At 45.5% G+C, this 13853-nt stretch carries 13 protein-coding genes; 1 reads left to right on the plus strand and 12 read right to left on the minus strand.

Going from position 1 to position 13853, the window contains the following annotated elements; translation table 11 throughout:
- The first annotated feature begins 24 nt into the window (after positions 1-24).
- On the plus strand, positions 25-735 hold the full coding sequence (gene fre / locus ACVBIK_RS08510; RefSeq protein ID WP_447160876.1) for an NAD(P)H-flavin reductase: 711 nt from the start codon (positions 25-27) through the stop codon (positions 733-735).
- 139 nt (positions 736-874) lie between these two features.
- Here the strand turns inward: fre and ACVBIK_RS08515 are convergent, their stop codons facing one another.
- The 12 genes from ACVBIK_RS08515 to nrfD all read right to left on the minus strand — a co-directional run bounded on the left by ACVBIK_RS08515 (position 875) and on the right by nrfD (position 13853).
- Positions 875-1879 (minus strand): substrate-binding domain-containing protein, encoded by a 1005-nt coding sequence (locus tag ACVBIK_RS08515; RefSeq protein WP_447160875.1) that lies wholly within the window; start codon positions 1877-1879, stop codon positions 875-877.
- Between the two features lie 53 nt (positions 1880-1932).
- Positions 1933-2850 (minus strand): ribokinase, encoded by a 918-nt coding sequence (gene rbsK, locus ACVBIK_RS08520; RefSeq protein ID WP_447160874.1) that lies wholly within the window; start codon positions 2848-2850, stop codon positions 1933-1935.
- A gap of 121 nt (positions 2851-2971) precedes the next feature.
- Positions 2972-3871, minus strand: coding sequence for a ribose ABC transporter substrate-binding protein RbsB (gene rbsB, locus ACVBIK_RS08525; RefSeq protein ID WP_447160873.1), 900 nt, complete (start codon positions 3869-3871; stop codon positions 2972-2974).
- A gap of 92 nt (positions 3872-3963) precedes the next feature.
- The gene (gene rbsC, locus ACVBIK_RS08530; RefSeq protein ID WP_447163890.1) at positions 3964-4941 is read right to left on the minus strand and encodes a ribose ABC transporter permease; all 978 of its coding nucleotides are present in this window, start codon (positions 4939-4941) and stop codon (positions 3964-3966) included.
- The gene (gene rbsA, locus ACVBIK_RS08535; RefSeq protein ID WP_447169481.1) at positions 4938-6443 is read right to left on the minus strand and encodes a ribose ABC transporter ATP-binding protein RbsA; all 1506 of its coding nucleotides are present in this window, start codon (positions 6441-6443) and stop codon (positions 4938-4940) included. The genes rbsC and rbsA overlap by 4 nt, the downstream gene beginning before the upstream one ends.
- A gap of 18 nt (positions 6444-6461) precedes the next feature.
- On the minus strand, positions 6462-6881 hold the full coding sequence (gene rbsD / locus ACVBIK_RS08540; RefSeq protein ID WP_447160870.1) for a D-ribose pyranase: 420 nt from the start codon (positions 6879-6881) through the stop codon (positions 6462-6464).
- A 534-nt stretch (positions 6882-7415) separates the two neighbouring features.
- A complete protein-coding gene (locus tag ACVBIK_RS08545; RefSeq protein ID WP_447160869.1) occupies positions 7416-8699 on the minus strand; it encodes a winged helix-turn-helix domain-containing protein in 1284 nt (427 codons plus the stop codon).
- 357 nt (positions 8700-9056) lie between these two features.
- The gene (locus tag ACVBIK_RS08550) at positions 9057-9881 is read right to left on the minus strand and encodes an ABC transporter permease (protein ID WP_447169482.1); all 825 of its coding nucleotides are present in this window, start codon (positions 9879-9881) and stop codon (positions 9057-9059) included.
- A gap of 4 nt (positions 9882-9885) precedes the next feature.
- Entirely contained in the window at positions 9886-10794 is a 909-nt protein-coding gene (locus ACVBIK_RS08555) for an ABC transporter ATP-binding protein (RefSeq protein WP_447163888.1), read from the minus strand.
- Between the two features lie 51 nt (positions 10795-10845).
- Positions 10846-12162: a nitrous oxide reductase family maturation protein NosD gene (gene nosD / locus ACVBIK_RS08560; RefSeq protein ID WP_447160866.1), complete on the minus strand. Its 1317-nt coding sequence runs from the start codon at positions 12160-12162 to the stop codon at positions 10846-10848.
- An 89-nt stretch (positions 12163-12251) separates the two neighbouring features.
- The gene (locus ACVBIK_RS08565) at positions 12252-12716 is read right to left on the minus strand and encodes a nitrous oxide reductase accessory protein NosL (protein WP_447160885.1); all 465 of its coding nucleotides are present in this window, start codon (positions 12714-12716) and stop codon (positions 12252-12254) included.
- A gap of 189 nt (positions 12717-12905) precedes the next feature.
- Positions 12906-13853, minus strand: coding sequence for an NrfD/PsrC family molybdoenzyme membrane anchor subunit (gene nrfD / locus ACVBIK_RS08570; protein WP_447169483.1), 948 nt, complete (start codon positions 13851-13853; stop codon positions 12906-12908).

Consider the following 13853-nt stretch of genomic DNA (forward strand, 5'->3'; position numbering starts at 1 on the left):
AGAGAGGCGCATCAAGGAATAAAGATGAACACTATTAGCTGTACGATTGAAAAAGTAGCGCCGTTTAATAATGCCGTATATCAGGTCATTTTAAAGCCTAGTACTCCATTTGATTTTAAAGCAGGTCAATACCTTTGTGTGGTGATGGGTGAGAAAGACAAACGTCCATTCTCCATTGCCTCTGCACCCGATGCTGAACATATTGAGCTACATATCGGTGCAGCTGTTAGCGAAAGCTACCCTATGCAAGTAGTAGAGCGTTTAAAAGAATGCTTAGCCACAGGTAACAGCATTGACATCGAAGTGCCTGGCGGCGACGCGCATCTACGTGCAGACAGTCAACGCCCACGTTTACTGATTGCTGGCGGTACGGGTTTTTCTTACATCAAGAGTATCGTTGAACAAAAGATTGCTTTAGGCCAGGAAGTTGAAACCACGTTTTATTGGGGCTGCCGTAACCAGGAAGCCATGTACTTTGAGACCATTGCTCGCCAGTGGCATGAAGCGCATCCGTGGCTCAACTTTGTTCCAGTCATTGAAGAAGCCAATGCTGACTGGAAAGGTAAAGAAGCCAATCTGCTAGAGCAGATTAAAAACGACTTTGACAGCCTAAGCGGTTACGACATTTATATAGCGGGTCGTTTCGACATGGTTGGCGCAGCACGTGAAGTGTTCCGTACCATGGGCGTTGAAGAAGATCACCTTTACGGTGACGCATTCGCGTTTATTAAGTAAACCGAATACCACTGGCATAGCCCAGTACCAACTTGTCAGTAAAGCGCTTAAATAAAAGCGCTTAAGTAAAAACGATCAAAGGCGAATGAAAGCTAATTCATTCGCCTTTTTATTTATGCTGTTACTTTTTACCCACGCTTTATCTTTGGCTCACGCTAGCGCGCACTGTCACTCTTGGCTCAATATCCATAAATTGCTGTGGCAAGCTTGGGTCTTGTAATCTAGCGATTAACGCATGCACCGCCGCGGCGCCTAAACGTGCTTTAGACTGATGAATACTGGTTAGCGCGGGCGTCATAAATTTTGCCAATTGAATATTGTCGTAGCCGATAACGGATAACTGCTCAGGGATCTTCACCCCTGTCCGCTGGGCTTCATGCAATACACCAATGGCCATCATGTCATTACACACAAATAGTGCGCTAGGCAATTCACCCGTCGCTTGCAGCTTGGCAAACGCCGCCTTGCCACCTTCGGTTTCAAAGTTGCCCTCGACCACCCATTTAGGATTAATCGGTAAGTTTGCCGCTTGCATGGCATCGACAAACCCCTGATAACGTAAGTCAGCCTGCTGGCGGTTACGCGGGCCAGTAATACAGCCTATTTCAGTGTGGCCGTTATCAATTAAATACTGAGTTGCCAATATGCCACCTTGACGAGAATGCCCCTGAATTTTATCGCAAGGAAAATCCACCAGGCCCCAATCCATGACCACTACAGGTAACGCTTCTAAGCGGCGATAAATCAGTGCATCATCACCCTCGAGCATAGCGCACATCATAATTAGGCCATCGACACGGCGCTCAATTAACGTGGTTAAGGAGCGCTTTAGGCGCTGGGCGTCACCCTCGGTATTACACAAAATAAGGTTGTAACCCTGCTGATAACAGGCTTGCTCAACACTGCGTACCACTTCAGCATAAAACGGGTTAGTAGAGGTCGTCACCAACATGCCAATGGTTTTAGTGCAGTTTTGCTTAAGGCTGCGAGCCACCGCAGAAGGACCGTGATAATTGAGCTGTTGCGCTGCATCTTGCACCCGCTTAGCAATGTCTTCACTCACAAAGCGGGTACCATTCATCACATGGCTCACTGTTGAAGTGGAAACGCTCGCAAGTTTAGCGACATCTTTCATGGTGGCCATCTGGGTTAACTTCCTATCTAAATAACGATGTTATTAACTGTTTTTATAACAAATTAGTGCGTAGCTAAAAACTGCTCAACTTCAGCACGGCTTGGAATCGAGGTTTGTGCGCCAAAGCGGGTCACTGAAATCGCCGCAGCACCGTGAGCAAACACCACCGCCTGCTCAATAGTTTGACCTTCAAGTATTGCCGTAACAAAGGCACCATTAAAGGTGTCGCCTGCAGCGGTAGTATCGGTCACTTGTACTTTAAAGCCAGCAATAATTTTACCTTTACCCTGCTCACTTAGATACACGCCTTTTGCACCTAAGGTGATCATCACAGTCGCAATCCCTTTATCATGCAGTACGTTGGCAGCCTTGGCAGCGCTGTTAGCATCATCAACCTTAATACCAGTTAGGAGCTCAGCTTCGGTTTCATTTGGGGTAATAATATCAAGCATCGACAATAGCGAGTCAGGTAAGCTGCGTGCTGGAGCGGGATTTAATATCACCTTGGTGTGTTGCGCTTTAGCGATGCTCGCCGCCAGTTCAATACCTGCTAGCGGGGTTTCAAGTTGCATTAGTAGATATTCAGCAGCGGCTATTTGGCCGCTATGTTGCTCAACGATCTCTGCTGTCAGCGCATCATTTGCCGCAGCCGCAATACAGATGCTGTTTTCACCGCTGTCGCTCACCTGGATCATCGCAATGCCCGTAGGGGTATTTGTCATCATGTGTACAGCAGATACATCCATGCCATCTTGCTCAAAACTATGACGGATATTTTTACCAAAACCGTCATCACCCACACAAGCGATAAATCCGGTATCAGCACCTAATCGCGCAGCAGCAACCGCTTGGTTAGCGCCTTTACCACCAGGGATAATTTGATAATTGTAGCCATGCAAGGTTTCTCCTGGTCGCGGAAAAGAAGCGACTTGAAGTACATGGTCGGCATTGACACTGCCTAAAACGATTAACTGAGACATTTACCTATTCCTTGATGTTCTCTGAGTCGCTGCCAACCTCTTTAATGTTGGGCTCAGAGTGAAACGCGCCTTGAATCAAGCTCAAAAACGCAGCACACTAGTGTGACAAATTATGAATAAATTACTGTGTTGCAGTAATGATTTTTAACGCAACAGGTATCGATTTTTCGACCTGATTGCCTTTTAAGATCTTGTCGGCCATCACAATAGCCGTAGCACCGAGCAACTCAGGCTGCTGAGCAATGGTCGCCGATAACTGGTTTCGTCTTACCGCGGCAATGCCTTCGTCGGTGCCATCAAAACCAATCACCATGATATCTTTACCAGCCGCTTCAATGGCGCGTAATGCACCTAAGGCCATTTCATCATTTTGAGCAAATACCGCCTGCACATCACCGTTTGCCGCTAACATATTTTCCATCACGTTTAAACCTTTTGAGCGGTCAAAATCCGCGGGCTGACTCGATAACAGGTTTAAGCCGTGAGCCTTAATGGCATTGCTAAAACCTTCACCCCGCTCACGGGCAGCTGACGTACCCGCAATACCCTCAAGCTGAATGACCTTGGCATTAGCGCCGAGGGTATCAGCAATAAACTGCCCAGCTAATTCGCCACCCGCAATATTATCAGAGGCAATATGGCTGACGATATCGCCGCGCTCTGCTGTTCTATCTAGTGTCAGCACCGGAATGTTAGCGCGATTAGCCGTGCCGATAGCATTGGTCACAGCTAACGCATCGGTTGGATTAATCAAAATCGCTTTTACGCCGCGCATGGTTAAGTCTTCAACGTTAGCGAGCTCTTTGCTTGGGTCGTTCTGCGAGTCCAGTGCAATCAGCTTATAACCTAGCTCTTTTGCCTTAGCTTCGGCGCCATCTTTCATGCTGACAAAGAATGGATTGTTCATTGTCGACAGCACGATAGCAATCGCATCCTGGGCACTAGCGCTAAAAGGCGCACTCGCTGACAACAATGCTACTGACAACAGAACTGACACTTTTTGATTAGCAAGTCGCTTCATGGTAAACCTTTTTAATACAGGGAATGTACACAAGCAGCACGCTGGGCGCACAGCTTATCAATACTTACGCTTTTTCCTATCTAGACCTTTGCCTATCTCGACTTCTGCTTAGTATCGATTAATACCGCCAGCAAAATCACGCTGGCTTTGGCGATCATCTGGTAGTAAGACGACACATCGAGCAGGTTTAAGGCGTTGTTCAAAAAGCCAATAATTAATGCCCCAATTAAGGTGCCCATAATGCGGCCTTTACCACCCATCAAACTCGTGCCACCTAACACTACCGCGGCAATCGCATCAAGCTCGTAACCCATACCTGCCGTAGGTTGCGCCGAAGATAAACGTGCGGTCACGATAATACCAGCGAGCGCCGCCATTGAGCCACAAATGGCATAGGCCGCGATCTTGACCTTATCAACCGCAATACCTGATAAACGCGCCGCTGACTCATTACCACCCACAGCGTAAATATAACGGCCAAAGCGTGTGTGATTTAACAAATACCAAGCGCCAGCAAACACCACCGCCATCAACCACACCGGCACAGGAATGCCCAGCACATAGCCAGTTCCTAGCCAGGTAAAGCTATCGGCGGTGTCAGTAAAACCTGTAGGTACAGGGCGACCATCGGTGTACACCATAGTCACACCGCGTAGCAGTGTCATGGTCACCAAGGTGGCGATAAAGGCTTGCACCTTACCTTTGGCAACAATAATGCCACTGATAGCCCCAAGCGCCGCGCCCGCGATTAATGCCACAGGCAAAGCAACCATCACAGGCACATCCATACCGATTAAAGTCGCCACGATTGCGCCACTTAAGGCTAAAACCGACCCGACACTCAAATCGATACCCGCTGTCAGAATAACGATTGTCATCCCTACCGCAATAATCGCGTTAACCGAGGTCTGGCGTAAAATATTAAGTAAGTTATCTACCGTTAAAAAGTTTGGGCTCAGTAGCGACACCACAAAAATTAGGCTAAACAGGGCGATAAGCGATTTTTGCTCAATCAACCACTCTTTATTAATTCTCTTATAGAATGGCTGGACTGTAATTAACGGGCTCATGCAATATCCTTGTTTAATGTTTTACCAACGGCGCAAGCAAGAATGGTTTCTTGATCTGCTATCGCGGCATCAAATTCGCCACTGATCTGGCCTTGGTGCATCACTAAAATACGATCAGACATCCCCAGTAACTCAGGCATATCCGATGACACTAAAATAATACTCATACCTTGCGCCTTGAAGCGGTTGATAAGATCGTAGATCTCTTTCTTCGCGCCCACATCTACACCACGAGTTGGCTCATCTAAAATAAGCACCTGCGGCAGAGTCATTAAGCCTTTGGCGATTGACACTTTTTGCTGATTACCACCCGACAAATTACCAATACGGGCATCACGGTTAGGTGTTTTGATATTAAAGGCATCAATAAAACGGTCGACTTCGGCCATTTCATCATTGTGGCGCAGTTGTAGCCCAGTACTTAGCTTGGCTAATGCGCAAATAGACATGTTTTCTTTAACCGACAAGTCTAGCAATAAGCCATCGCCTTTACGGTCTTCTGAAATATAAGCAATACCGGCATCAAGTGCTTGCTGCGGATTATTAATCTTAATATCACAGCCATTCAGGGTTAGCTGCCCCTGGGTTTTAGCACTTGCGCCAAAGATCATCTTCATCAGTTCGGTGCGCCCGGCACCCATTAACCCCGAAAAACCTAAAATTTCTCCTTGGTTAAGGTTAAAGCTCACGTTTTCAACCCCAGGGCCTGATAGTTGATTTACTGCCAATCTGCAGCCTTGATGAGTAATCGCAATGCGTGGATATTGGTCGGCAAGCTTACGGCCCACCATGCGCTCAATGAGTTGATCTTCGTTAATGTCGCTAATCGCACACTCATGAATAAAACCGCCATCTCTAAGCACTGTTACCGCATCACAAATGGCAAAGATCTCTTGCATGCGGTGAGAGATATAAACGATACCGCAGCCTTGGTCACGCAACTCATTAATGACTTTAAACAGCGATTGAGTTTCAACGTCGGTGAGGGCGTCGGTAGGCTCATCCATGATGATGACTTTTGAGTTAAACGAAATGGCTTTGGCTATTTCCACCATCTGCTGCTCGCCTAAACTCAGCTTACCGACCAAGGTTTGCGGCGCATGGGTTACCGATAGGCGTGTTAGTAGTGCCGCTGCTCGGGAGTTCATTTCATCCCAAAGTATGCGGCCAAAACTAGAGGTGATTTCACGTCCCAAAAAGATGTTTTCAGCAATGGTGAGCTCAGGTAGTAAATTCAGCTCCTGATGGATAATGCTAATGCCAGCTTGCTGTGAATCACGCGGGCCATCGAAACTGCGCGCCTTACCTTGGTAAACAATACGGCCTGCATCTAAGTTGTAGATCCCGGTGAGCACTTTCATTAATGTCGATTTGCCCGCGCCGTTTTCTCCCATCAATGCCATCACTTGGCCAGGGTAAACATTTAAGCTAGCTTTATCGAGCGCCTTTACCCCGGGAAAAGACTTTTCTATCGCTTGTAACTGTAATATTGCTTGGGTCATAACGTGACTCCGGTAAGCTTAAAATACAACACCAGTTTTAAAAATCACATTGGCATAAGGCGTGCACTCACCGGTGCGGATCACCGCACGACTATGTTGAGTTCGTTGCTTAAACGCTTCATGGCTAATGTACTCAATCGAAAAAACACGCCCTGTTGCTTGCTGCTCAAGCTCAATCTCAGCCAATAGTGCTTGATGGCACTCGGGGCTGACATCGGCAAACTCTTGCGCTAATACCACACCCTCGATTTGCGAGCTCGCTAGCCAGACCTTAACGGTGGCAATAAAGCTAGGTACCCCATGAGTCAAAGCCAGATCTATGCGCTGTACTGCCGCTGGGATCGGTAGTCCGGCATCACAAATAGTCACTTCATCGGTATGCCCCAGCGTGGCTGCAAGGTAATTCATATCTGCATTGAGCAAAGCGTGCTTGTTCATCTATCAACCTAAATGATTATGGCGACAACATCGAAACGTTTCGATAGCAATGCAGCGAGCATAATCGAAACGTTTCGATAATACTTGAAGCAGCATTAAGATCTGTGAAGGATCTAACAGAAATATCTGCGATCAGTGGAGAGAGTGATGAGTAAAGGAGTGACTAGAAGCGGAAGTTCTGAGTTTAGCACTCGGTCAAACAATACAAAAAAAGGCAAAACAGGGTAAAAAGAAGGGGCTAGATCCTAGGGCGCTTCGCTGCGAGGACGGGCTACTAGGAACAGCAAAAGACAAAAGCACCGCCTTTTCCGCTTGTTAGCTTTTGCTAGAACCTGCTCTTCCTAGAACCTAGAACCTAGAACCTAGATTCTAGAACCTAGAACGCTGCGCGGCTAGAGCGGACTACGTCCTGCTATACAATCAAAAGAAGGCACACCGTTATCTTTTGTTTTCCGTCTTAGCTTATACCGTCTTAGCTCTAACCTGCTTTTCCTAGAACCTTCTCTTAATCCTAGGACCTGCTTTTAACAGCTATTAAAGCTTCACCTTGTCATATTCAAACCAGGCGACCAAGTTACCTAAAATAGGCACTATCCACACAGCGGTGTCTGCATCTTTGTATATGCGGTAGAAATACAGGTCACTATCGATGATCTCGTGCTTACGGATCTCACGATAAAAGTGCATCGCTGATGGGCTGACTTGATCCGGCTTGATTAGCTCTTTTTGCGACACTTTGACATGGAATACATCCACATCTAAGTCATTAATTTTTTCCTGATACTGAGTAAAATCACCTTTGATCTTATATTTTATCGGAGTGGTCTTACACTCTTCATCGGTTACGCACGCCGCAGAATAAAACTTACCTGTGTTTTCATCATCATAGATAAGTGACAGACTGATGTCTGAGCGCACCAACATATTACCTTGAACAGGAAAATACACATCAGCGTGATAATGATGCTCAATAAAGCCACTGGTGCCGGGCTCATCATGAGGGATGATGACGCGATTATAACGAATGCGCTGTTCCATCATATGAGTTAACTCGGTAAAGGTTTTCATATTCAAACCCGCTGGCGTTAAGTCAATCGCGGTAATATTAATTAAACCTTTACCCGAACAGCCATAGGTATCTGCCTCGGGGCATGCCGCCATCGAATAGTAGTTACCATCGGTGACAGCGTAACCTTTAAACTTGCTGATATCACTTAAGTGGTTCGATTCCGGCGCCAGATGTTTTTGCCACATAGAGGGGTGCAGATGAGCGACATTATCTTTATGGATAAGCGCAACATCTTGCTTAACGCCACCAATATTTAACTGAATATTTTTCTCTGCATCCCAACTGTTCTTAGCTTTTACTACGCCGTGATAATCACTGAAGTACCAAACAGACAAAGCGATCAGCGCGACAATAATAATACCGCTTATTTTGACCAATAATGACACATCAACAATGGCAGCGCGCACCGATTCTGGGTCATTCACTGCCAGCATTTTGATGTGAGAACGTGTTGAGACATTAAGCTGATACCCGCGGCCAGCTATGGTGCGCAACATGACTTCGGGATAAGCTTCTAGCTTCTTTCTGAGGGTACTAACGCATTGAGTTAGCGAGGTTGCAGCCACAACCCGATCGGGCCAACCAGCCGCTAATAGATCTTCTTTAGTGCATACCGAACTCATTGAGAGTATTAATTGATGCAAAACCGCCGACTCCGATACAGTCAGAGTTATGGTTTTATTATTTGCATGATCGACTAATTGTTTAGCCTCTTCATCCAGCTCCAAATATGGAGTAACTTTTAGCACCCGAAACCTCTACAAATCAATTCACTGCAACTCGAACATTAATACGACTTAATGCAAGTTTACTAAAAAATGGTTTTAAAAACGTGACTTTACCCTGAAATCAAATCAGCCATCGAAGAACAGGGTGTTAATGCTCACATATCTAACATTTTAACGGTTGAAGACATTTAAATTGTGCTGAATCACTTTAAACGCTTTATTCAACATAGCTTTATTATCAAGCCTTCAATATCAATCATCGAATATCAATCATCGAATATCAATCATCGAATATCAATCATCGAATATCAGTTCTGTAATATCGAGGACACATCTTTACCACTTAATTCATTTAAACCACTAAAACCCACTTTTACATTATAAAGCTCGGCATTTAAACAATTGGTTAGCGATAAACACTAACATTGCAACCCACAACAACATCACGCCATAAAGCGCCAACTTTCCCCATGTAACAGAAGAGATCATCGCTAAACTTCCACCGCTAACATCTGTACCGATTAAATTTATCGCTCGATAGAGATCGGTTGGATTAAGTGCAATTAAGAGGTTGATTATATACTGATTAAAAAAGGCGAGATCTGCAACTAATATTGTTAATAACAGTAAGTCATAAATGAGAACGAACACAAACCAAACGAATAAAATACTGGCAACGGCTTTAGCTTTCTCTGTTGATTTAAGACTGACGATATAACCCAATAAAATAAAAGCGATGGCGAGCAAAATGCTGCTCACTATAAATTGGCCAAACTGAGTTAAGGTCTTAGCAACCTCATAATCACCACATACAAGCAATAATAATGCGGTCAAACTAAAAGCGCTGCCAATGGTGACACTCATAATCAGGCTATGGCCTAACAGCTTGCCCATTAGAATTTGTAAACGAGTGATTGGGTAAGACAATAACAGCAATAAAGTACCGGATTCATCCTCCCCCACAAACGCATCGTAACTCACCAGCATCGCCGCGAGCGGAATGATAAACACCGAAATCGTCGACAGGCTTGATATCAACGCATCCAATTGAGGCAAAGCCAAATGCCCGGCTACGGCGCTGCCCGCAAAGGTTACGCTCAACGATAAGATTAAAAATATTAATGAGATAAACAACACCCAGCGATTACGTAGGCTATCTTGGATCTCTTTTTTAGCAATAACACACACAGGAGATGTCAGCATAACCTTAATTTACCTCTGCAACTTGAGAGCATTGACCCATATAAAAATGATAGATATCAGCCAATGCAGGCTCTTTAAGACTAAAATCAAACACTTGGCACTCAGATGTTAATAACTGCAATACCCCAGCCTTAGACTGCTCATCTAACAGCAAGGCATTGTCAGCATAAAGTGCAGCTAATTTCGGTTGCCCGCAGATGACACTTGCAAGCTGGGGCGAGGTCAGTCGAGTTTTAAGACCGCTAGCCTGGCTTAACTGCGCTACGCTGCCCGATGCCAGCGCCTGCCCTTTGGCTAAGATAAGCGCGATATCGATATTATGCTCAATTAGTGATAGTTCATGGGTGCACACAATCACCCCGCAGCCTTGCAATTTAAGCTCATCAATTTTGCCGTACAGAAATTTAGAGGCCACAGGATCGAGCCCAACCGTTGGCTCATCAAGTAGCAACAACTCAGGTTCACTCAAAATAGCTTGAGCAAAACCCAGGCGCTGCTTCATGCCTTTAGAGTAGGTTTTTAACGCTCTATTTTGGGCATATTCTAAGCCAAACTCTTCAAGCAACTGGCTGACTCGCGCCTGGCCGACGCCCTTTAAAGCGGCAAAGTAACTTAAAATTTCTTTACCCGTTAATTTGTCATAAAAGCTCACACTTTCAGGTAAATATCCAATTTTTAAGTCTGCACTGCGCGTTAGACATGACAGATCTTGCCCAAGAATACAGACATTACCCGCTGTGGGTTTTATCAAGCCTAGGAGAATTTTAATCAGAGTCGATTTACCCGCGCCATTATGGCCAAGTAACGCCATAGTTTGGCCGCGTTCAACTGTAAAACTCACATCATTAACTGCAGTAAAATCGGCAAACTGGTGTCGAATATGGTTAGCTGATACCGCTAAAGCAGGGTTCATCGATTCTCCGAAAGGCGGTTATTTGCTGACTAAAAACATCATCTCGTCCGCCTAAAAACTAAAAGCTGGGTTCATCTCTAATAACGGGTAACTGTCGACAATCCCGCTAGGGGCAGTGATCTCAAACTGACGTTGAACCCAGCGCAGCACGACAACAATTGGACTACCCATCAAGAAGTTAGCTTCAGGATAAAGCCAGAATAATTTATCAATCTTATCATTGGGCTGATAGGCCGTATTGCCCACACCATCTAAATTGTGATCCCAGCCGAGGTATCCACTCCAGTAGTTCCCTCGGCCAGCATGGCTCCACTCCAATAATGCATCACCGACATACTTAACCTGAGAAAAGTTATCAATAAACTGGTTGCCATAAACATGATTCCCCTCTCCTCCCATGGCCATATAAAAGCCAATATCATTATGAGCAAAGTGGTTATGGATAATGGTGTTATCTCGAGCACCGTAAACGAATATGCCTTTACCCTCTTGGCCTTGTACTTGGTTTTCACTGCGGTTAACGATCTGTTCGACTCGATTAAATTCCACCAGCGAGTCTTTGGTCATGTTCAGCAAAATACCGAAATCGATGGCCTCCCATACCTGATTACGGTGGAGGTGAATGCGTTTCGAGTCCATCAAGGCATAACCACCATCGACCTGATAGCTCTGGTTATTAAAGGCTTCATCGTCTTGGGTGTACATGTAATGAATACCGTACTGCTGGTCAAATAATCGATTAGCGTACACTCTACTTTTACTGCCAGATTCAAGGTAAACCCCGTCTCTGACCTGCGAGATAGTATTGCCCCAGATCTCGGCGCCAACAACGTGCTGCAAATGAATGCCATCACCGCGGTCCAAGGTATATAAGGTGTTGTTACCCACAATCACGTTATCGTGGATTTTGATATCGTTTAGCTCATCGGCGCGAATACCAAAACCGTTACCTTGCAAACTGTTGTTATGGATTTTTACGCCATCACTGCCTGGCTCAACTAAAATACCGGCATCGCGCTCATAATGATCATTGCCCCAGTTTTCAATTCTCAGCCCTGAGATCTCAACATTAGCAGCAAACACCGTTATTGCGCTGCCCACGCTATTAGCATCAATAATGCTGTCGCCAAGGCTTGATAATATAATCGATTGATGGATTTTTAGTGGGCCTTGATAACGCCCAGCATCGAGAACAATTCTGTCGCCAGCCTTAGCATGAGTTAACGCCAGCTGTAGCTCCTGGCTGTTAGATACGGCTAAATGGGCGCCATTACAGCCAGTGGCATAGAAGGTTGCATATACCACTAGCAGCCAACGTAATATGCTGACGTTCTGCGCCAGCACTTTTCGTAAAGGTGAGCGACTCATAAGATACCGTTCCAGCAAATTCTAACGCCAATATTAAGAAGGTGGCTCGTATTAGCCAGCGAGCATTAGCTAAGCCTTAAATGACTCACTTACTCGCCAGCGAGCAGTTCAATCGTGATCTGCTCATAAGTCAGTACCGCGCCACCAAATTCTTGGGCAAACTGGGTTGCACTTTCTTTACTCGAAAATGAGGCAACAGCAGGCCCCATCACCGCTTGTTTACTAGTGCCATAAACATACCAAGCAGAGGTCGCATCAATAAAGCTCTGATCATCAGGTTGCTGCCAATCAGTCTGCGCCATATCATGCACTTTTAGCTGGGTGATCTGGCGCTTATTCTCTGGTTGTAGCGCAAAATTAAACATGTCTCGTGTCGAGCAAAACTTTGGCACTATGGATTCATTCTTTAATCTCAACTGCCCTTTAGGCCCTGGGTATTTAGTGATCATCATGCCGCACAAGTGGCAACGGTCGTGATCATGAATCGGTTCAGCTTGTGTCGACTGCACAGCGGCATCACCTTGACTACAAGCAAACATAAATGGGACTAACATCAAGATGAACATCAATTTTTTCATTCGACTTCCAACTACAACAGAAAGATAGGAAAACTCACCGCTTGTTTTTACAGATGAGGTAACAAGATGTGAGTGTTGAACCAATTGTTGCTCAACTCCTAGCACTCACCTTGCAGGGACGAAGCATTAGGAGCGAACAACTCACTTAACTAGCTTGCCTTATGGCTAGATAGCAAAGGTTTGACCAGCATATAGGATGAACATACGCAGACACATCATGCCAGCAACGGCGCACACACCCGATAAATAGAACGCTTTAGCCGAATGACTAAACGACTTACCAGTAGCAAAGTTAAGTAATAGCGGGCCACCAAAACCTAGGCCAACCACACCAAACCAGAACACCGCTGCCCATTCACCGGTATGGAACGCTTCAAATGCACTTTGTGCCCCAGCATTACCCGTCATAAGTGAAGTCACGATCATGAAGATAAATAGCATTTCAGCAATCATGATTGGCCACTCAGCACCATGAAGCACTTTCATATCTTGGCTGTGTAAGTCTTCTTTAAACATCGACACGGCAAGCATTTTGGCTGCTGCTGCGCCCGCTGAAATACCAGAGGCAATAAAGAGTGCTGGTAAAACAGAGGTGTTGATGATAGGAAAACGAACCAGTGCCGAGATAAGGAAACCAGTATAAGCACAGACAGCAAGTGCCAATACTAATACGGTGACTTCACATGGGCGGCGAATGCCTTTTAGCTTTTCAACCACAGGTACTAGTACCTTAAGTGCGGGTACTGAGCGGATCTCTTCTTCAAAGGCAAATAGTGCAATCAAAGCCACTAACGGGATATACACCGATAGTGCGATAACACCAATCGACATGACTGAATTTAGGTTATAGAAAACCAGAATTCGCCAGAAAAACAGCGGGTTGGTTAAGTCTAAAACCAGACATAACATACCTAAGCTAATCGTCACAAACGCGATCAATGCTGCCGCTTTATAAAATGGCGTGTTGGTTGTCTGCTTTTTGTAGAATCGCAGGAATAATGCAGTGGCTAGCGCACCACCGGAGATCCCCGCAAAAAACAAGTACACAGCAATAGGCCAGGGCCATGCTAGGCCCTCAGATAACCCCATTGTAAACTCAATATTACCGTCCAT

The organism is Shewanella sp. 125m-1 (genome assembly GCF_052977065.1).